The sequence below is a fragment of the Paracoccus panacisoli genome, assembly GCF_042435015.1.
Lineage (GTDB): Bacteria > Pseudomonadota > Alphaproteobacteria > Rhodobacterales > Rhodobacteraceae > Paracoccus > Paracoccus panacisoli.
In genome coordinates this window covers 31,077-49,311 of the sequence record NZ_JBHMQU010000040.1, presented here as the reverse complement: position 1 = coordinate 49,311, position 18,235 = coordinate 31,077, and the positions used below count along the sequence as shown (strand labels likewise).

Here is an 18,235-nt window from a genome sequence, read left to right as displayed (position 1 = left end):
CCCGCCACGCCGCGCTGCTGCCGCAGCTGCCCGCGCGCCCCGCGGCCGAGCGCCTGCCGGCCATCGCCGCCGCCGCCAAGATCGACGCCGCCGCCAGCCAGTCCGAGGCGCTGTCGTTCCTCGACCGCGCCGAGCGCGCGGCGCTGCTGTCGGACCCCGCCCTGCTCGAACGCTGGGCCGCGCTGCCGCGATGAGACGCAACGCGACGCTCGACGCCCTGCGCGGTTACGCGCTGGTGTGCATCATGCTGAACCACATCCCCGCCGGATGGGCGCGGCAGTTCACGCTGACCAACTTCGCCATCTACGACGCGGCCGAGCTGTTCGTGCTGCTCTCGGGGTTCCTCGTCGGGCTGGTGTGGATCAAGGTCGAGGCGCAGTCGGGCCGCCGCGCCGCGCAGTGGCGGTTCCTGCGCCGCGCCGGGCAGGTGTGGCTCGCGCTGGTTGCGGGGGGCGTGGCGCTGGCGCTCACCTCGCGCGGGCTCTTTGCGCTGGACCTCGGGCACACGGCGATCTGGTCCGAGTATGCCCGCTGGATCGTCGAGCTGCCGCTCGCCTATGTCACCGCGCTGGCGGTGATGTGGATGCAGCCCAACCTGCTCGACGTGCTGGCGCTGTATGTGGTGCTGCTGGCCGCCGCGCCGGCGGTCGTGCCGCTGCTCTTGCGCTGGCCGCTGGCCTTTGCGGCGGGGTCGGTGGCGCTGTGGATGGTGGCCGGGCCGCTCAACGCCCTGCTGCCGAACCAGCGCGAGGGGAACGGCCTGCTCTTCAACCCCTTCGCCTGGCAGATGCTGTTCTTCAGCGGCGTGGCGATGGGGGCGTTCCGCCACCGCTTGATGCCGATCCTGCGCCGCCACGCGGGGGTGCTGACAGCGCTGGCCGCGGCGGTCACCCTCTACAGCCTCGGCATGGCGGTGCTGTGGCGCTTCGGCCCCGAGGGCAAGCGGCTGGCCGACGCGATGTGGCACGCGGTGGGGGTGGTGGACAAATGGTCGCTCGACCTCGTGCGCTACACCGCGATCATGGCGGCGAGCTGGCTGGTCGCCGTGCCGCTCGCGCCGCTGATGGCGTGGATCGCGGCGAGCGCCCCGGGACGGGCGCTGGCAACGATCGGGCGCGGCGGGCTCGTGTCCTTCATCGCCTGCGTGCTGCTGTCGGTCGTGGGCGATGCGCTCGGCAGCAACCTGAGCGGGGCGGGCACCGCCCACCGCGCGGCCGTCGACCTGTGGGTGATCGCGGCGCTGTGGCTGGTGGCCGAGGTGTGGCTGAACCACCCGCAGCGGGCGCCGATCAAGGCGGCAACCGGGAGCCGGCTGGACCTTGGGCAACTGCGGTCGCCACCCCGATGCTGACGCGGCTCGATATAAAAGATCGGCCCGCCACTCACCGCGGCGGGCCGTCCGGTTCGATCCGGGTCAAGCGCCGTTACTCCGCGGCGGCGCGGACCATGTCGATGGTGTCCTTGCCGATCCGGCTTTCCATCTGCTGATAGACCGGCTGCAGCGCCTCGACCCAGGCGGCGCGCTCTTCCTCGGTCTGCTCGTGGATCTCGGTCGTCCCGGCATCGCGGATCGCCTGAAGGGCGGCGGCGTTGTCGGCCTCGGACACGCCGTTGGCGTAGGTCGTGGCCTCATCCATCGCCTTGTCCAGCTCGGCCCGGATATCCTCGGGCAGCCCGTCCCAGAACGCCTTGTTCACGATCACCGCGTAGCCGATGTAGCCGTGGTTCGAGTGCGTGGCGTGCTTCTGCACCTCGTGCATCTTCTGCGTATAGACGTTCGAGGGCGTGTTCTCGGACCCGTCCACGACGCCCGTCTGCATGGCCTGATAGACCTCCGAGAACGCCATCACCTGCGGCACCGCGCCCAGCGCCGCGAACTGCGCCTCGAGCACCTTGGACGACTGGATGCGCATCTTCAGCCCCAGGAAGTCGTCGGGCATGATCATCGGCCGGTTCGCGGTCATGATCTTGAAGCCGTTGTCCCAGTAGGCGAGGCCCTTGATCCCTTTGGGCTCAAGCAGCGCCAGCATCTTCTCGCCCACCTCGCCCTCGGTCACCTTCCGCAGCGCGGCGGTGTCCTTGAAGATGTAGGGCAGGTCGAAGACCTCGAAGGCACTCACCCCCAGCGGCCCGAACTTGGCCAGCGACGGCGCAAGCATCTGGACCGAGCCGAGCTGCAGCGCCTCGAGCTCTTCCTTGTCCTTGTAGAGCTGGCTGTTGGGGTAGATTTCAACCTTCACCCGCCCGTTGGTGTATTGCTCGGCCAGCTCCTTGAACTTCTCGGCGCCCTTGCCCTTGGGGGTGTTCGGGGCGACGACATGGCTGAACTTGATGACGATCGGCTCTTGCGCGAGCGCCGGCAGGCCGGTCAGCGCCAGCGCGGCGGCGCCGGCGGCGATCAGCGCGCGGCGGGTCAGTGTGGTCAGTGTCATCCGTTTATCCTCCCTGATTTTTCGGATGTTTGAGGCAGTCCGGGGACCGGGCCATACCGGCGGTCCGCGCCGGCGAAGCGGGCGGCGGGGGCCGGATAGCGGACCGGGCCCACGGGTGTTTCCACGGTGATGCGGCGCAGTTGCGGGTGGGCCGCAAGCCCCGCCATGTCGTTCACCGCGGCAAAGGCCACGTCGGCGGCGGTGAGCGCCGCGACCGCCTCGGCCCCCGTGCGGCGGGCGAAGGCGGCGGCGACGGCGGCGTCGGTCTCGGCGCGGTGGCGGACGCGGGCGACGTTGGTGGCAAAGCGCGGGTCGGCGGCCATGGCGGGGTCGTCCAGAAAGCCGCGGGCGAGGCTCGCGAACTCGCGGTCGGACTGGATCGACATGAGGATCGCCACCCCGTCGGCGGTGGTGAACACCCCGTAGGGCGCGATGGAGGGGTGGGCGAGGCCCAGCCGCTGCGGGCTGCGCCCGGCCTCGTGGTTCATCAGCGGCACGGTCAGCCAGTCCGCCATCACGTCGAACATCGAGACCGAGATCGCCGTCCCGCGCCCGGTGATCCCGCGCCCGATCAGCGCCTCGAGGATCGCCGCGTGGGCCGTGGCCCCCGTGGCGATGTCCACGATCGAGACGCCCACCCGCGCCGGGCCGTCCGGCCCGCCGGTGATCGAGGACAGCCCCGATTCCGCCTGGATGAGCAGGTCATAGGCCTTGCGCGCGGCCATCGGCCCGTCCTCGCCGTAGCCCGAGATCGAGCAGGTGATGAGCCGCGGCCAGTCCCGCGCCAGCCGCTCGGGCGAAAACCCCAGCCGCGCCAGCGCGCCGGGCTTGAGGTTCTGCACCAGCACATCCGCCCCGTCGATGAGCTGCGTCAGCGCCGCCTTGCCCGCGTCCGAGGTCAGGTCCAGCGCCACCGATTCCTTGCCGCGGTTGAGCCAGACGAAATAGCTCGACAGGCCATTCGCCGCGTCGTCGTAACCGCGGGCAAAGTCGCCCTCGGGGCGCTCGATCTTGATCACCCGCGCGCCCGCGTCGGCGAGCCGCGCGGTGGCGAAGGGCGCGGCCACCGCCTGCTCGACCGCCACCACGGTCAGCCCCTCGAGCACCCGCATCAGAAGCCCCCCATCAGAAAGACCGGGGCAGGCCGAGCACGTGCTCGGCGATGTGGCTGAGGATCAGGTTGGTCGAGATCGGCGCCACCTGATAAAGCCGCGTCTCGCGGAACTTGCGCTCGACGTCGTATTCGTCGGCGAAGCCGAAGCCGCCGTGGAACTGGATGCAGGCGTTCGCAGCCTCCCAGCTCGCCTTGGCGGCGAGGTACTTGGCCATGTTCGCCTGCGCCCCGCAGGGCTGGCCCGCGTCGTAGAGCCGGCAGGCCTCCCAACGCATGAGGTTGGCGGCCTCGATCTCGATATAGGCTTCGGCGATGGGGAACTGGACGCCCTGGTTCTGGCCGATGGGGCGGCCGAAGACCGTCCGCTCCTTGGCGTAGGCCACCACCTTGTCGGTGAACCAGTAGCCGTCGCCGATGCATTCGGCGGCGATCAGCGTGCGCTCGGCGTTCAGCCCGGTGAGGATGTACTTGAAGCCCTTGCCCTCCTCGCCGATCAGGTTCTCGACCGGGATCTCGAGGTTGTCGAAGAACAGCTCGTTGGTCTCGTGGTTGACCATGTTGGCGATCGGCTTGACCTCCATCCCGCCCGCCATCGCCTCGGCGATGTCGACGAGGAAGATCGACATCCCCTCGGATTTCTTCGTCACCTCGGCCAGCGGAGTCGTCCGCGCCAGCAGGATCATCAGGTCCGAGTGCTGGACCCGGCTGATCCAGACCTTCTGGCCGTTGATCACGTAGCGGTCGCCCCGGCGGACGGCGGTGGTGCGGATCTTGGTCGTGTCCGTGCCGGTGGTGGGTTCGGTCACCCCCATCGACTGCAACCGCAGCTCGCCCGACGCGATGCGCGGCAGATAGCGCTGGCGCTGGTCCTCGGAGCCATGCCGGACCAGCGTGGTCATGTTGTACATCTGCCCGTGGCAGGCGCCCGAGTTGCCGCCGGCGCGGTTGATCTCCTCCATGATGACGCTGGCCTCGGCGAGGCCCAGCCCGGCGCCGCCGTAGGCCTCGGGGATCAGCGCCGCCATCCAACCGGCGCGGGTGAGGGCGTCGACGAACGCCTCGGGGTAGCCGCGTTCGGCGTCGATGCGGCGGTGGTAGTCGGCCGGGAACTCGGCGCAGAGCGCGCGGACGCCGTCGCGGATGTCCTGATAGGGGTCGTGCGGCGAGGGGGCGGTCATGGGCTCTCCAGCGTGGCGGTGGCGTCCATGGCCAGCGCCCCGTCGGCCCGGCGCGCCCACAGGCGCACCGATCCGTCCGGCTGGCGCGCGCCGTGGACCGCGAAATCGGCGGTGTCGGTGATGGTGGCGAGCGCCCGGAAGGCGAAGCCCGTGACCCGGCCCATGTCCTGACGCCGCAGCAGGTCCATCAGCAGCGTCGCCAGCAGCGGGCCGTGGACGACGAGGCCGGGGTAGCCCTCGACGCCGGTGGCGTAGGGCTGGTCATAGTGGATGCGGTGGCCGTTGAAGGTCAGCGCCGAATAGCGGAACAGCAGCACCGGGTCGGGGGAGATGACGCGGTGGAACGCGGACCCCTCGGGCGCGGGCTGCGGCGCGGGCGCGGGGGCGCCGGGGGCGGGATCCTCACGGTAGACGATGTCGTGTTCCTCGGCGATGCACAGCGTGTCGCCGTCGATCAGCTCATGCCCCACGGTCACGAAGCACAGCGGCCCGCTGCGCCCCTGCTTTTCCTCGACCTTGAGGATGGTGGAGCGTTTCGTCGCCTGCGCCCCCACGCGCAGCGGCGCGTGAAAGCGGAAGCGCGAGCCCGCCCACATCCGCCGCGGCAAAGGCACCGGGGGCAGGAACCCGCCCCGCGCGGCGTGGCCGTCGCGGCCGCTCTCGGACAGCCGGTGCAGCGGCAGGAAATAGAGCCAGTGCCACAGATCGGGCAGCGCCGCGCCCTCGGGGTAACTCTCGTCGCGGTCGAGCGTCGCGGCCAGCGCGTCGGCGGGGAACGGGCGCAGGGTCTCGGTCGCCGTCTCGGTGCGGCCGATCCAGTCGGTCAGTCGGGTCATCAGGTGCCTCCGCCCCCGGTTATGGCAGGGGTTGCGCGTTCGGCCAATTCGCATTTAACTAAGCTCGCGTTCGGCTTGGTGGAATACGGGATGCGCGTCGATCTGGACGACCTGCGGCTGTTCGTGGCGGTGGCCGAGGCCGGCAACCTCACCCAAGGTGCGCGCGCCGCGTTCCTGTCGCCGCCCGCCGCCTCGGCCCGCATCCGGGCGCTCGAGGCGGGGCTGCCGCAGCCGCTGCTGGTGCGCGGCAACCGCGGCGTCACCCTGACCGAGGCGGGGACGGTGATGCTGCGCCACGCCCGCATCGTGCTGCGCCAGGTCGAGGCGATGCGCGACGAGCTCGCCGGCGAGGGCGCAGCCGAGGCGGGGCACCTGCGGGTGCTGGCCAACACCACCGCGGTGACCGAGTTCATGCCCGAGGTGCTGGCGCGCTTCCTCGTCACCCGCCCGCGGGTCACGGTGGACCTGCAGGAGCGGCTGACCGACGACATCCTGGGCGGGGTGCGCGACGGCGCCGCGGACCTTGGGATCGTCTCGGGCGACCTCGACTGGTCGGGGCTGGAACGGGCGGTGTTCTCGACCGACCGGCTGGTGCTGGCGGCGCCGCTGGGCCACCCGCTCGCCGCCGCCGGGCCGGTCGGCTTTGCCGAGACGCTGGGCTTTGCCCATATCGGCCTGCACGAGGGCTCGACCCTGCTCGCGTTCCTGCGCGGGCTGATGGCGCGGCACGGCTATGACCGGGCGCTCAGGGTCAAGGTCCGCAGCTTCGAGGCGATGTGCCGGATGGTCGAGGGCGGGGTCGGGATCGGCGTCGTCCCCGAGTCGGCCGGGCGCCGGCACGCGCAGACGATGCGGATCGCGCTCGTGGGGCTGACCGAGGACTGGGCGCTGCGCGACCGCTGCGTGGTCTGGCGCGCGGGCAGCCCCCTGCCCCGCCCGGCCCGCGCACTGGTCGAGGCGCTGATGGCGATGCGCGCGGGCGGCGTCGAACGCGCCGACGGCGGCTGACCGGACCCGCGCTTTACTCTGCCCCGCATCGGCATATTCTGCACCCGCAGCATCAGGGAGCGCGGGTCATGGTCGAGAAGAGTCTGGCGGGCAAGGTCGCCGTCGTCACCGGGTCGAACAGCGGCATCGGTCTGGGCGTGGCCGAGGCGCTGGCCGCGGCGGGCGCGAAGCTCGCCATCAACAGCTTCACCGACCGGGACGAGGATCACACGATGGCCCGCGATCTCGCCCGGAAGCACGGGGTCGAGGTGATCTATCTGGCCGCCGACATGAGCAAGCCCGACGACTGCCGGGCGCTGGTGACGCAGGCGGCCCAGAAGCTCGGCGGCTGCGACATCCTGGTGAACAACGCGGGCATCCAGCACGTCGCCCCGATCCCCGAGTTTCCGACCGAGAAATGGGACGCGATCCTCGCGATCAACCTGTCGTCGGCGTTCCACACCACCGCCGCGGCGCTGCCGCTGATGCGGGACAAGGGCTGGGGGCGGGTCGTCAACATCGCCTCGGCGCACGGGCTGACCGCCTCGCCCTACAAATCCGCCTATGTGGCGGCCAAGCACGGGATCGTCGGACTGACCAAGGTCACCGCGCTCGAGACCGCGGGCGAGGGCATCACCTGCAACGCCATCTGCCCGGGCTACGTGCTGACCCCGATCGTCGAGGCGCAGATTCCCGACCAGATGAAGACCCACAAGATGAGCCGCGAAGACGTGATCGCCAAGGTCATGCTGTCGCGCCAGCCCTCGGGCGAGTTCGCCACCGTCGAGCAGATGGGCGGCACGGCGGTGTTCCTGTGTTCGGACGCGGCGGCGCAGATCACCGGGACCACGATCTCGGTCGATGGCGGCTGGACGGCGATGTAGGCCGCCCCGCCGCGGGCGTCCGCGGCGCGGGCGTCAGGCGTCCGCGGCGACCTCGGCCATCAGGAACCGGCGCAGGGCGCGGATCGCCGGGCGGTTGCGCCGCGCCGGGGGATAGACGAGAAAATACGCCCGGCCGTTGGTGCCCAGCGTCTCGAACGGCTGGACCAGCGCCCCGGTCGCCAGCTCGAAGCGGAAGAAACGCGGGGTGAGCAGCGCCACCCCCTCGCCCGCCATCGCCGCGCGGGCCTCGTGCAGCTGCACGTTCAGCTCGAGCGCGGTACGCGCGGCGCAGGGTTCGCAGTTCCGCTCGATCCCCGCGGCGGCGAGCCACAGGTCCCAGGTCGGGTCGCGCGGGCTGACCCAGGGCAGCGGCATGATCTGGGCGGGATCGGTGAAGGGCCCGTGCGCCGCAGCCATCGCCGGCGACAGCATGGGGGCGAAATCCACCTCGAACAGGCGGTGCGCGATCAGGCCGGGCCAGTCGCCCGCCCCGCAGCGGATCGCCACGTCCATGTCCTCGCGCGCGAAATCGACTAGGTGGGCCGAGCTGTCGAGCCGGACGGCCAGCCCCGGGTTCTCGATCTGGAACCGCCCCAGCCGCTGCGAGAGCCAGTTCCCCGCCATCGTCGGCAGGGCCGAGATCGACAGCGTCTCGGTCTCGCTCTGCGGGCCGAAGGCGCCGCGCAGGGTATCGAACGCCTCGTGCGTGGGCCGCGCCAGCCGCGCGCCCAGCGCGGTGAGCTCGATCCCGCGCGGCTTGCGCAGGAAGAGCGCCGCCCCCAGCCGATCCTCGAGCAGGCGGATCTGGTAGCTGACGCCGGCCTGGGTCATCCCCAGATCGCCCGCGGCGGCGGTGAACGACATCCGCCGCGCGACCGCGTCAAAGACCCGGATGGCGGCCAGAGGCGGCAACTCGTCCATCAGCCCGGCTTATGCCCCCATCCCGGCGTTTCGTTGGTATTGCGCGGCGAAAGCTAGCATCTTCGGGACAGGCATCAAGCCTTGCTTGAAGGAACAAAACCATGAGCACGATCGATTGCGGCGCGGCCCCGGCCGTGCGCGGATGGCGGCTGTCCGACTGGGCGGCACGCGTGAGCCACTGGCGGGCCCGGACCGCCTGCCGCGAGACTCTGGCCGAACTTCCCGCCGACCTGCGCGCGGATGTGGGCTTCGACGGCGGGCTGCCGCTCGCCCGGCACGAGAACGGCGGGCGGGTGTTCGTCAGCTACGGGCGCCCCGACAGCACCCTCAGCGGCTGGCACTGGTGACGGGCGCCGCGGCCAGCGTCGCAGGCGCGCCCGAGAGGGTCAGCGCCCGCGCGCCCAGCCGCGCGGCATGGGCGGGATCGTGGGTGACCAGCATCAGCCCCGGCCCGCTGTCGCCCAGCAGCCGGTCGGTCAGGTCGAGCATCCGCCCCGCGGTCTCGGCATCGAGCGAGGCGAAGGGCTCGTCCATCAGCAGAATGTCCGGCCGCGCGGCAAAGGCCCGCGCCAAGGCGAGCCGCCGCTGCTGGCCGAGCGAGAGCTGCCGCGGATAGGCCGCCTCGCGCCCGGCGAGCCCCACCGCGGCCATGAGGCGCGCGGCCTCGGCCGCACTCGCCCCCGTCGGCAGGGTCAGGTTCGCGGCGGCGCTGCGCCAGGGCAGCAGGGTCGGTTCCTGAAACACCATCGCCAGCCGCTCGGGCACCTCGCGGCGGCCCTGAAAGCCCCGGTCCAGCCCGGCGACGATCCGCATCAGCGTGGTCTTGCCGATCCCCGACGGGCCGAGCAGCGCCACCCGCTCGCCCCGCCCGAGGCTGAGCGAGACCCGCCCCAGCACCTGCCGTTCGCCGAAGGCGCGGCCGTCGATCTCAAGCCGCATCGTCCCTCCACCGGTTGGCGCGGGCCTGCCACGGGCGCAGCACCATGAGGTCGAGCGCCAGCATCACCGCGACGAAGGCGAGCGACCAGGCCAGCAGCCGCGGCACGTCGAAGTTGGAAAAGGCGAGGTGGATCTTGAAGCCGACGCCGTTCGAGCGGCCGAGGAACTCGACCACCAGCACGATCTTCCAGATCAGCGCGACGCCCGAGCGGGCGGCGGCGGCGATGGCGGGGGCGAGCTGCGGCAGGACGATGTGGCGCAGCCGGGCCACCGGCCCCATGCCGAACACCCGCCCCATGTCGTCGAGGTCCGGGCGCAGCGCCCGCGCCTGCTCGCGCAGCAGCACCGCGACGACCGGGATCTTGTTCAGGGCGACGGCGAGGACCGCGGCGGTCTCGTTCAGGCCGATCCAGATGTAGCAGAGGACGATCACCACCAGCGCCGGGATGTTGAGCAGCACGAGCAGCGAGGGGTTGAGCCAGCGGTCCGCCGCCGGCACCCGCCCCATCCACAGCCCGAGCGCCCCGCCGATCAGCATCGCCGCGGCGAAGGCGGCGCCGACGCGGCCCAGCGTCATGCCGAGATGCAGCCACAGCTCGCCCGAGGCGGCCAGCTCGACCAGCCGGGTCAGCACCAGCGCCGGGGACGGCAGCCGTTGCGGATCGTCGCCCAGCGCCGCGGCGATGCCCCAGACGGCGAGCAGCAAGGCGAGCGAGACGAGGCCGGGGACGAAGCCGGGCCAGCGTCGCGTGCGGGGGGTGGCGGATCGCCCGCCCCCATGCGGAGCGGTGGTTGGAACAACCGCTGCAACGGCCGGACCGGTCGCATCAACCGCGACAGCCCCGCCGGGGGGCGGGGCATCCTGAGGCACAGGGCCCCCGCCGGGCGGGGGCGTCAGGGCGGCGGCGGGTTTACTCACCCGACCAGAACAGACCCGCCGGCAGCTCCTTGAGGCCGCCGGTCAGCTCGTCGCCGCCCAGCTCGGCCATGACGCCGAACATCTTCTGCGCGGCCGCCGCATCCACCTTCTGCGACTTGGGGATCCCCGCCCGCCAGCCGTCGCGCAGCGCCGCGAACTGGGCGTCGTCCTTGGCGTTCATGATCGGGCGCAGCGCCTCCCACGCCGCATCGTCGGTGGTGAGGATGCGTTTGGCCTCGGCCGACGCCTTGGCCAGCCCCTTCGCCGCGTCGGGGTGGTCCTTGATCCAGCTTTCGCGCAGCACGTAGCCGAGCAGCGGGGTCGCCGGGTCGAGCCCGAGATCCTTCGCCGCGTCGTTCACGTCGAGGATCTGGCGCGCCCCGCCCGCCATCATCTTGGCCTGAAAATGCCAGAAGTTCAGCGCCGCCGCGACCTCTCCGGTCTCGAGCGCGTTCATGATCATCGGCGGGGCGCCGAACACCTGGGTGGTCGCCTTGCCGATGTCCTCGCCGCCCGTCGGGCTGCCGGGCCGCATCGACCACGCGCGCAGGATCAGCCAGCTCTTGTCCACCGGCCCGCCGGCGATCCCGACCTGCTTGCCCTTGAGATCGGCGAGCGTCTGGACTGGGCTGTCCTTGGCGACCATCAGCCCGCCGACCGAGGTCGAGTAGGGCAGGAACACGAAATCCGACCCCGCTCCGCGCTGCTGGGCGACCCACAGCAGGTCCGAGACGATGCTGTCCACCTCGCCCCCCTGCATTGCCACCTGCGTCGCGGGGTTGCCGGCCAGCGGCAGGGTTTCCAGCTTGAAGCCGTTGGCGGTGTCGAGCCCGCGCGCCTTGATCGTCTCGAGCTCCCAGCTGACGGTCCCGTTCTCGAGCGTCCCGACCTTCAGCACCGGCTGCTCGGCGGCAGGGACAGCGGTGGGGGCCGCAGCCGGGGCGGCCGTCTGGGCCGCGGCGGGCAGGGCCAGCGCCAGCGTGGCCAGCGCCGCCCGGGCGAGGTGGCGGATGGGGTGGCGGATCGGGATCATGGGCGAAACCTCGCGCGGGTGGGTGCAGATGTCGGCGGAAGGCTGGCACGCGCGACGGGGACAGGCAATCCGACCAAAGCCGCCGCGCGCCGGCGAAAGCACCCGGCCGGGCCGGGAAGGTTCGGCAGTCGGGGGCGCGGCAAAGCCTTGCGCTGCGGCCCGCGGGTTCTAGACTGAGGGCAGCCGGCACGGACCGGCGCGGCGTCGGAGGATCGCTGCGCCCCACGAGAATCCGTCCGGTGCAGGGAGAACAGACACCATGCCCATGTCCACCACGCCCGGTCCGCTGGCTGACGGCCGACCGGCCACCGACCCCGACTCGCCCGCGGCCCCCGCGCCCGCCGGCCGGCGCTCGGCCGACCGGGTGAACGACATCCTGATCGTCGACGACCACCCGCTGATGTGCGACGCGCTCGCCCTGACGCTCAAGATCAGCTTCGGGCGCAAGACCGTCCGCACCGCCCGCAGCCTCGCCGCCGCGGTGGAACAGATCCGCAGCCACGGGGCGCCCGACGCGGTGATCCTGGACCTCAACCTGCCCGACGCGCGCGGGGCCGAGGGGATCGTGACCCTGCGCCGGCAGCTGCCGGACGTGCCGATCACGATGATCTCGGCCGACCTCGAGAACGCGATGATCTCGGCGGCGATGGCCGCGGGGGCGCAGGGCTACATCTCGAAATCCCTCGGCCGCGAGGCGCTGGTCGACAGCCTGCGCCGGATGTGGGAGGGCGAGCGCGTCACCCCTGACGGCTACGAGCCCGAGGCGGCGGGGACCGAGGACGAGGCGCGTGCCGAGCTGGCGCGGCGCTTTGCGACCCTGACCCCGCAGCAGATGAAGATCCTGCGGCTGATCTGCCTCGGCAAGGCCAACAAGGAGATCAGCTACGAGCTGTCGATCGCCGAGGCGACGGTCAAGACCCACATCACCGCGATCATGTCCAAGATCAACGCCCGCCGCCGCACCCAGGCGGTGCTGCTCGCCAACAGCGCGCGGCTGTTCGAGCCGGGCTGAGCGCGGGACCGGCACGGGCGGACGGCGGGCGATGACCAGCGCGGAAGCGGCCCTGGACAGCGGCGCAGGCGCCCCACCGGGCGCGCCGGTCAGCCTCAGCGTCGCGGCCGACGCGGCGGATGCCGCGGCGCGGCTGGCGGCGGGGCTCGAGCCTGCCGACCCGGCGCTGGTGCTGCTCTTCGGCTCGCCGCGCGAGACGCTGGCGCCGGTGGCCGAGGCGCTGGCCGCGGCGCTGCCCGGGGCCGAGATCGCCGGCTGCTCGTCGGCGGGCGAGATCGGCGCGGCGGGCTATCAGCGCGGCACCATCGTGGCGATCGGCTTTCCGCGCGCCGCCTTCCGTGCCGAGGTCGTGGCGCTCGAGGATCAGGCGTCGATCCCGGTCTCGGCGTGGCTCGCCCGGCTGCGGCGGCTCAGGGCCGGGTTCCCTGACCGGGCCGGGGCGCAGCTCTTCGGGATCCTGCTGGCCGACGGCATGGCCCAACACGAGGATGTGCTGGTCGCCGCGCTCGACGCCGCCCTGCCGGGTGTGCCGGTCGTCGGCGGCTCGGCGGGCGACGGGCTCGACTTCGGCGCCAGCGTGCAGATCGCGGGCGGGCGGCCGGTGCCCGGCGCGGCGGTGTTCGTGCTGGTCGAGACGACCCTCGCCGTGTCCGAGGTGAGCTTTGCCCATTTCACCCCCACCGCCCAGCGCGCCGTGGTCACCCGCGCCGACCCCGCGGCGCGCGAGATCTTCGAGCTGAATGCCGAGCCGGCGGCGCAGGAATACGCCCGCCTCGCTGGGCTCCATGCGGCGCGGATGGACCGCACCGACTTCGCCCGCCATCCGCTGCTCTGGCGCACCGGGAGGCGCCACCATGTCCGCGCCATCTCGGGCGTGGGCGAGGGCGGCGCGCTGCGGCTCATGTCGGCGATCGAGCCGGGCACGGTGCTGACGCTCGGCCAGGCGGGCGACGTGACGCAAGGGTTCGCCGAGGCGCTCGAGGCGCTGCCGCGGCAGCCGCTGATGGTGCTGGGCTTCGACTGCATCCTGCGCCGCCTTGCCGTCGAGCGGGCGGGGATGACCGGGCAGATGGCGGCGCTGTTTGCGCGCTACCGCGTCGCCGGGTTCAACACCTACGGCGAACAGCACGGCGGGATGCACGTCAACCAAACCTTCGTCGGGCTGGCGCTGATGCCCCCCGCCGAGGTGCCGTGATGCTGCCCGACGACCCCGACCCCGCGCGCCGCGCCGAGAAGCTCGCCCGCATCGTCGAGGCGCTGATCCACCGCGTGGACCGGCTGGAGGAGACGCGCGGCTCGGCCTGGTCCACCTTTCAGGCCGCCGTCGCGCTGGAGCAGGAGGCGCTGGCCCGCACCCGCGACCTCGAGGCGGCGCTTGCGGACCTGTCGCAGCGCAACCGCGACCTCGCCGTGGCCCGCGCGGCGGCCGATGAGGCCAATCGGTCCAAGACCCGGTTCCTGCGCGCGGCGAGCCATGACCTGCTGCAACCGCTGGCCGCCGCGCGGCTGTATCTGTCGGCGCTGGCCGACAGCGACCTCGACCCCGTGCAGCGCGAGCTGACGACGCGCCTCGCCGGGGCCTTCGAGTCGGTCGAAGAGCTGATGCACTCCGTCCTCGACATCAGTCGGCTGGACAGCCAGCGGATCGAGTTTCACCGCCGCCCGGTGGCGTTGGACGAGCTGTTCCAGCGGCTGGCGATCGAATACGCGCCGGTGGCCGAGGCGGCGGGGCTGCGGCTGAGCTTCGTGCCGACCTCGGCGGTGGTGGACAGCGACCCGACCTTCCTGCGCCGCATCGCGCGGAACCTCGTCTCGAACGCGCTGAAATACACCGAGGCTGGGGGCGTGGTCGTGGGCGTGCGGCGGCGCGGCAAGCGGGTCTGGCTCGAGGTCCACGACTCGGGCCCGGGGATCAGCGAGGCCGACCGGGCCCGCATCTTCGACGAGTTCCAGCGCGCGGTGCGCGAAGGGGGCCCGCAGGGGATGGGGCTCGGCCTCTCGATCGTGCGACGGGCCTGCACCAAGCTCGGCCATCCGCTCGAGGTGCTGAGCACGCCGGGCCGTGGGACGGTGTTCCGGGTGGGCCTGCCGCCGGTCGGCCCGGCCGAGGCGGCGGTGGCCTTTGCCCCCGCGGGGCGGGGGCTGAGGTCGCGCGTGGCGCTGGTGGTCGAGAACGACCCGGCGATGCGGCGCGCCTATGAGCTGATGCTGGGCCGGACGCTCGGGATGGTGGTGCGCGCGACGGGCGGCACGGCCGAGGCGCTGGCCGAGATGGGCCAGGACGATCCGCCGGACGTGATCCTCGCAGACTACAACCTCGACAACGGGGATACGGGGATCGCGGCGATCCGGGCGCTGCGGGCGGCCGCGGGGCAGGTCGTTCCGGCAGTGATGGTCACGGCGCAGCGCGATCCGGGGATCGCCCGCGCCTGCGCGTCCGAGGGGGTGCCGCTGATCGAGAAGCCGGTGCGGGCGGATGAACTCGCCGCGGTGCTCACGCGGGTGGCCGGGTGAGCGGGGGTGTGCCGTGCGGCGGACCGCACGGCAGCGGGGATCAGAAGATCCCGGTCAGGTAGAGGCCGATGATGACGATGACCGGAACCCCGAGCAGCCAGGCGACGATGCCCTTCATATGACTATCCTTTCTGTTGAAGCTGAACCGGCAACGTATGGCACGGCGGCCGGTTCCCGCCGATGCGAAAGGATCGGGAGGGCGCGGCGGGCACGGCTACTCGCACCCCACCCCGTCGTTGTCGCGGTCGAGATGGGGCCCGTAGCCCGGCTCGCCCCGGCGCACCGGCGCGGCCCCGGCCCGGCGCGCCGCGGAGCAGTTGCGATAGGCGCCGCCCGACGGGGCGTCGATCAACATCAGCGGCGCCGCCGGCGCCGCCCGGCGCGACTTTCCGCCGCGATGACAGTGATAGTCGCCGGTCTTCCGGTTGGTGTGGCAGCCGTCGGCATCAAGCCCGCCGCCATGCGCGAACACAGGCCCCGGCAGGCCCAGAAGCAGCAGCAAAACCGCAGAGCGCAGCATCCCCGCCCTCCCTGCACCAGCGAATCGTTAACAAACCGTTAACGAAGCTTAACGCGAGGGGAGGGCGTGGGGCGAGTTGTCCTATTCGGCAGCCTCGGCGTAGCTCTCGACCGGCGGGCAGGTGCAGATCAGGTTGCGGTCGCCGTGAACGTTGTCGACCCGGCCGACCGGCGGCCAGTACTTGTCCACCCGGAAGGCGCCGGGCGGGAAGCAGCCCTGCTGGCGGGAATAGGGGCGGTCCCAGTCGTCCACGACCAGATCCTCGACCGTGTGCGGGGCGTGGCGCAGGGGGCTCTGCGCGGCCTCGATCCGGCCCTCGGCGACCTCGGTGATCTCGTCGCGGATCGCCATCATCGCGGTGATGAAACGGTCGAGCTCGGCCTTGGTCTCGGATTCCGTCGGTTCCACCATCAGCGTGCCGGCCACCGGCCAGCTCATGGTGGGGGCGTGGAAACCGTTGTCGATCAGACGCTTGGCGATGTCGTCCACGGTGACGCCGTGGGCGGCGAAGACGCGGGTGTCGACGATGCACTCATGCGCCACGCGGCCGCGGTTGCCCATGAACAGGATCGGGTAACCGCCGCTTAACCGGGCGGCGATATAGTTGGCGTTGAGAATCGCCACCCGCGTTGCCTGGGTCAGCCCGGCGCCGCCCATCATGAGGATATAGGCCCAGGAAATCAGCAGGATCGACGTCGACCCCCACGGCGCGGCCGACACCGCGCCGCCGATGTCGCCCGCGCCCGAGCGCGGGTCGTCCGGCAGATGCGGCGCCAGATGCGCCTTGACCCCGATCGGGCCCATCCCCGGCCCGCCGCCGCCATGCGGGATGGCAAAGGTCTTGTGCAGGTTGAGGTGGCTCACATCGCCACCGATCTTGCCGGGCTTCACGAGGCCGACGAGCGCGTTCATGTTCGCGCCGTCGATATAGACCTGACCGCCGTGCTCGTGGGTGATGCGGCAGACCTCGCGCACGGTGTCCTCGAAGACGCCGTGGGTCGAGGGATAGGTGATCATCACCGCCGCCAGACGGTCGCCCGCCGCGGCCGCCTTGTCGGTGAAGTCCTCAAGGTCGATATCGCCGTTCGGCGCCGACTTGACCACCACGACGCGCATCCCGGCCATCTGCGCGCTGGCCGGGTTGGTGCCATGGGCGCTGGTCGGGATCAGGCAGACGTCGCGCTGGTCGTCGCCATTGGCGCGGTGATAGGCGGCGATGGTGAGAAGCCCCGCATATTCCCCCTGCGCGCCCGAGTTGGGCTGCAGCGAGAACGCATCATAGCCGGTGATCTCGCAGAGCTTCTCGGTGAGGTCGGCGAACATCTCGTGATAGCCCGCCGCCTGCGCCTCGGGGGCGAAGGGGTGCAGGGCGCCGAACTCGGGCCAGGTCAGCGGCATCATCTCGGCCGCGGCGTTCAGCTTCATCGTGCAGGACCCGAGCGGGATCATCGCCCGGTCAAGCGCGAGGTCGCGGTCCGAGAGGCGGCGCATATAGCGCATCATCTCGGATTCCGCCCTGTTCATGTGAAAGACCGGGTGGGTCATGAAGTCGCTCTCGCGCAGGAGCGGCTCGGGGATCGCCGGCGCCGTCGCGGGCTCGGCCGGATCGGTGATGCCGAAGGCGTCGAGCACGCGGGCGATGACGCCCGCATCGGTCGTCTCGTCCAGCGAGATGCCGACCCGGTCGCGCCCCACGCGGCGCAGGTTGATGCCCCTCTGTTCGGCCGCGGCGACGATGCCCGCCTGCCCCACGCCCACCCGCACGGTCAGCGTGTCGAAGAACGCCTCGGGCTCGACCTCGGCCCCCGCGGCGCGCAGGGCATTGGCCAGGGTGACCGCGTGCAGGTGCACCCGCTGGGCGATGGCCTTGAGCCCCACCGGACCGTGGAAGACGCCGTAGAACGAGGCCATCACCGCCAGCAGCGCCTGCGCGGTGCAGACGTTGCTGGTGGCCTTTTCGCGGCGGATATGCTGCTCGCGCGTCTGCAGCGCCAGCCGATAGGCCGGCCGGCCCGCGGCATCCACCGACACGCCGACGATCCGGCCCGGCATCGCCCGCTTCATCTCGTCGCGGCAGGACATGAAGGCGGCGTGCGGCCCGCCATAGCCCATCGGCACGCCGAAGCGCTGGCTCGAGCCGACGCAGATGTCCGCGCCCATCGCGCCCGGCTCTTTCAGCAGCGTCAGCGCCAGCAGGTCGGTCGCCACCACCGCCACCGCGCCCGCCTTTTGCAGCGCGGCGCACTCGGCGGTCAGGTCGCGGATGTGGCCGAAGGTGCCCGGATACTGGAAGATCGCGCCGAACACGCGGGTGGGGTCGCAGTCCTCGGGCGCGCCGCGGATTATCTCGATCCCCAGCGGCGCGGCGCGCGTCTCGATCACCGCGATGGTCTGGGGGTGCAGGTTCTCGCTGACGAAGAACGCCCCGGCCTTCGACTTCGCCACCCGCTGGGCCATCGCCATCGCCTCGGCCGCCGCCGTCGCCTCGTCCAGCAGCGAGGCGTTCGCCACCGGCAGGCCGGTCAGATCGGCGACCATGGTCTGATAGTTCAGCAGCGCCTCGAGCCGCCCCTGCGCGATCTCGGGCTGATAGGGGGTGTAGGCGGTGTACCAGGCGGGATTTTCAAGGATGTTCCGCTGGATCGCCGGGGGCGTGACGGTGCCGTAATAGCCCTGCCCGATCAGCGAGGTCATCACCCGGTTCCGCCCCGCCACCTCGCGCATCTTCGCCAGCAGCTCACGCTCGGACAGCGCCGGCCAGTCCAGCGCCCCCTCCTGCCGGATCGAGCGCGGCACGGTCTGGTCGATCAGTTCGTCAAGGCTGCCGCAGCCCAGCGTGGCCAGCATCTCCTCCATCTCGGCGGGCGAGGGGCCGATGTGGCGGCGGTTGGCGAAGTCGTCGGGGTTGTAGTCGGTCGGGGTCCAGCGAGTCATCGGAAGTGCCTC

General features: G+C 71.8%; 18 protein-coding genes. 8 read left to right on the top strand and 10 right to left on the bottom strand.

Features of this window, described 5'->3' with window-relative positions; all coding sequences use genetic code 11:
- Together ACFHYO_RS09265 and ACFHYO_RS09260 are read left to right on the top strand one after the other, a co-directional pair.
- The coding region (locus tag ACFHYO_RS09265) for a hypothetical protein (RefSeq protein WP_394319925.1) at positions 1-194 on the top strand (194 nt) is incomplete at its 5' end.
- Positions 191-1,351, top strand: a complete 1,161-nt coding sequence (locus ACFHYO_RS09260; RefSeq protein ID WP_394319923.1) for an OpgC domain-containing protein — start codon at positions 191-193, stop codon at positions 1,349-1,351. The genes ACFHYO_RS09265 and ACFHYO_RS09260, both read left to right, overlap by 4 nt.
- A gap of 73 nt (positions 1,352-1,424) precedes the next feature.
- Here ACFHYO_RS09260 and ACFHYO_RS09255 read toward each other — a convergent pair whose 3' ends face one another.
- From ACFHYO_RS09255 to ACFHYO_RS09240, 4 genes are read right to left on the bottom strand one after another with little or no spacing between them, the layout of a single operon-like run.
- Complete coding sequence (locus ACFHYO_RS09255) at positions 1,425-2,432, bottom strand: TRAP transporter substrate-binding protein (RefSeq protein WP_394319921.1); 1,008 nt, start codon at positions 2,430-2,432, stop codon at positions 1,425-1,427.
- Positions 2,429-3,544, bottom strand: a complete 1,116-nt coding sequence (locus ACFHYO_RS09250) for a CaiB/BaiF CoA transferase family protein (RefSeq protein ID WP_394319919.1) — start codon at positions 3,542-3,544, stop codon at positions 2,429-2,431. The genes ACFHYO_RS09255 and ACFHYO_RS09250 overlap by 4 nt, the downstream gene beginning before the upstream one ends.
- Before the next feature lie 13 nt (positions 3,545-3,557).
- Positions 3,558-4,724, bottom strand: a complete 1,167-nt coding sequence (locus ACFHYO_RS09245; protein WP_394319917.1) for an acyl-CoA dehydrogenase family protein — start codon at positions 4,722-4,724, stop codon at positions 3,558-3,560.
- Complete coding sequence (locus tag ACFHYO_RS09240; protein WP_394319915.1) at positions 4,721-5,560, bottom strand: HTD2 family dehydratase; 840 nt, start codon at positions 5,558-5,560, stop codon at positions 4,721-4,723. The genes ACFHYO_RS09245 and ACFHYO_RS09240 overlap by 4 nt, the downstream gene beginning before the upstream one ends.
- Before the next feature lie 90 nt (positions 5,561-5,650).
- Between ACFHYO_RS09240 and ACFHYO_RS09235 the strand changes: the two genes are divergently transcribed.
- Both ACFHYO_RS09235 and ACFHYO_RS09230 read left to right on the top strand, forming a co-directional pair.
- Entirely contained in the window at positions 5,651-6,568 is a 918-nt protein-coding gene (locus ACFHYO_RS09235) for a LysR substrate-binding domain-containing protein (RefSeq protein WP_394319913.1), read from the top strand.
- Between the two features lie 68 nt (positions 6,569-6,636).
- Positions 6,637-7,431 (top strand): 3-hydroxybutyrate dehydrogenase, encoded by a 795-nt coding sequence (locus ACFHYO_RS09230; protein ID WP_394319911.1) that lies wholly within the window; start codon positions 6,637-6,639, stop codon positions 7,429-7,431.
- A gap of 33 nt (positions 7,432-7,464) precedes the next feature.
- On the opposite strand, the gene ACFHYO_RS09225 is transcribed toward ACFHYO_RS09230, so the two are convergent.
- Complete coding sequence (locus ACFHYO_RS09225; RefSeq protein WP_211096346.1) at positions 7,465-8,352, bottom strand: LysR substrate-binding domain-containing protein; 888 nt, start codon at positions 8,350-8,352, stop codon at positions 7,465-7,467.
- A gap of 101 nt (positions 8,353-8,453) precedes the next feature.
- On the opposite strand from ACFHYO_RS09225, the gene ACFHYO_RS09220 reads away from it, so the two are divergent.
- On the top strand, positions 8,454-8,699 hold the full coding sequence (locus tag ACFHYO_RS09220; RefSeq protein WP_394319909.1) for a hypothetical protein: 246 nt from the start codon (positions 8,454-8,456) through the stop codon (positions 8,697-8,699).
- Here ACFHYO_RS09220 and ACFHYO_RS09215 read toward each other — a convergent pair.
- From ACFHYO_RS09215 to ACFHYO_RS09205, 3 genes are all read right to left on the bottom strand, one after another.
- The gene (locus ACFHYO_RS09215) at positions 8,680-9,291 is read right to left on the bottom strand and encodes an ATP-binding cassette domain-containing protein (protein WP_394319907.1); all 612 of its coding nucleotides are present in this window, start codon (positions 9,289-9,291) and stop codon (positions 8,680-8,682) included. The two genes, ACFHYO_RS09220 and ACFHYO_RS09215, sit on opposite strands and share 20 nt — an antisense overlap.
- Positions 9,281-9,997, bottom strand: a complete 717-nt coding sequence (locus ACFHYO_RS09210) for an ABC transporter permease (protein ID WP_168782687.1) — start codon at positions 9,995-9,997, stop codon at positions 9,281-9,283. The genes ACFHYO_RS09215 and ACFHYO_RS09210 overlap by 11 nt, the downstream gene beginning before the upstream one ends.
- 205 nt (positions 9,998-10,202) lie before the next feature.
- A complete protein-coding gene (locus ACFHYO_RS09205) occupies positions 10,203-11,243 on the bottom strand; it encodes an ABC transporter substrate-binding protein (RefSeq protein ID WP_394319905.1) in 1,041 nt (346 codons plus the stop codon).
- 265 nt (positions 11,244-11,508) lie between these two features.
- Here ACFHYO_RS09205 and ACFHYO_RS09200 point away from each other — a divergent pair, with 265 nt between their 5' ends.
- The 3 genes from ACFHYO_RS09200 to ACFHYO_RS09190 are packed head-to-tail and all read left to right on the top strand — an operon-like array spanning position 11,509 to position 14,769.
- Positions 11,509-12,255, top strand: coding sequence for a response regulator transcription factor (locus tag ACFHYO_RS09200; protein WP_394319903.1), 747 nt, complete (start codon positions 11,509-11,511; stop codon positions 12,253-12,255).
- A gap of 31 nt (positions 12,256-12,286) precedes the next feature.
- Positions 12,287-13,450, top strand: coding sequence for an FIST N-terminal domain-containing protein (locus ACFHYO_RS09195; protein WP_394319901.1), 1,164 nt, complete (start codon positions 12,287-12,289; stop codon positions 13,448-13,450).
- On the top strand, positions 13,450-14,769 hold the full coding sequence (locus ACFHYO_RS09190) for an ATP-binding response regulator (RefSeq protein WP_394319899.1): 1,320 nt from the start codon (positions 13,450-13,452) through the stop codon (positions 14,767-14,769). The genes ACFHYO_RS09195 and ACFHYO_RS09190 overlap by 1 nt, the downstream gene beginning before the upstream one ends.
- Positions 14,770-14,983: 214 nt before the next feature.
- On the opposite strand, the gene ACFHYO_RS09185 is transcribed toward ACFHYO_RS09190, so the two are convergent.
- Positions 14,984-15,289, bottom strand: coding sequence for an excalibur calcium-binding domain-containing protein (locus ACFHYO_RS09185; RefSeq protein WP_394319896.1), 306 nt, complete (start codon positions 15,287-15,289; stop codon positions 14,984-14,986).
- 81 nt (positions 15,290-15,370) lie between these two features.
- Positions 15,371-18,223, bottom strand: a complete 2,853-nt coding sequence (gene gcvP / locus ACFHYO_RS09180; RefSeq protein WP_394319894.1) for an aminomethyl-transferring glycine dehydrogenase — start codon at positions 18,221-18,223, stop codon at positions 15,371-15,373.
- Positions 18,224-18,235 lie beyond the last annotated feature (12 nt).

Coding starts and splice junctions, on each gene's coding strand:
- ACFHYO_RS09230 (WP_394319911.1), top strand. CDS start 6,637: ATGGTCGAGAAGAGTCTGGCGGGCAAGGTCGCCGTCGTCACCGGGTCG.
- ACFHYO_RS09255 (WP_394319921.1), bottom strand. CDS start 2,432: ATGACACTGACCACACTGACCCGCCGCGCGCTGATCGCCGCCGGCGCC.
- ACFHYO_RS09225 (WP_211096346.1), bottom strand. CDS start 8,352: ATGGACGAGTTGCCGCCTCTGGCCGCCATCCGGGTCTTTGACGCGGTC.
- ACFHYO_RS09200 (WP_394319903.1), top strand. CDS start 11,509: ATGTCCACCACGCCCGGTCCGCTGGCTGACGGCCGACCGGCCACCGAC.
- ACFHYO_RS09190 (WP_394319899.1), top strand. CDS start 13,450: ATGCTGCCCGACGACCCCGACCCCGCGCGCCGCGCCGAGAAGCTCGCC.
- ACFHYO_RS09260 (WP_394319923.1), top strand. CDS start 191: ATGAGACGCAACGCGACGCTCGACGCCCTGCGCGGTTACGCGCTGGTG.
- ACFHYO_RS09235 (WP_394319913.1), top strand. CDS start 5,651: ATGCGCGTCGATCTGGACGACCTGCGGCTGTTCGTGGCGGTGGCCGAG.
- ACFHYO_RS09240 (WP_394319915.1), bottom strand. CDS start 5,560: ATGACCCGACTGACCGACTGGATCGGCCGCACCGAGACGGCGACCGAG.
- ACFHYO_RS09215 (WP_394319907.1), bottom strand. CDS start 9,291: ATGCGGCTTGAGATCGACGGCCGCGCCTTCGGCGAACGGCAGGTGCTG.
- ACFHYO_RS09245 (WP_394319917.1), bottom strand. CDS start 4,724: ATGACCGCCCCCTCGCCGCACGACCCCTATCAGGACATCCGCGACGGC.
- gcvP (WP_394319894.1), bottom strand. CDS start 18,223: ATGACTCGCTGGACCCCGACCGACTACAACCCCGACGACTTCGCCAAC.
- ACFHYO_RS09250 (WP_394319919.1), bottom strand. CDS start 3,544: ATGCGGGTGCTCGAGGGGCTGACCGTGGTGGCGGTCGAGCAGGCGGTG.
- ACFHYO_RS09195 (WP_394319901.1), top strand. CDS start 12,287: ATGACCAGCGCGGAAGCGGCCCTGGACAGCGGCGCAGGCGCCCCACCG.
- ACFHYO_RS09205 (WP_394319905.1), bottom strand. CDS start 11,243: ATGATCCCGATCCGCCACCCCATCCGCCACCTCGCCCGGGCGGCGCTG.
- ACFHYO_RS09220 (WP_394319909.1), top strand. CDS start 8,454: ATGAGCACGATCGATTGCGGCGCGGCCCCGGCCGTGCGCGGATGGCGG.
- ACFHYO_RS09185 (WP_394319896.1), bottom strand. CDS start 15,289: ATGCTGCGCTCTGCGGTTTTGCTGCTGCTTCTGGGCCTGCCGGGGCCT.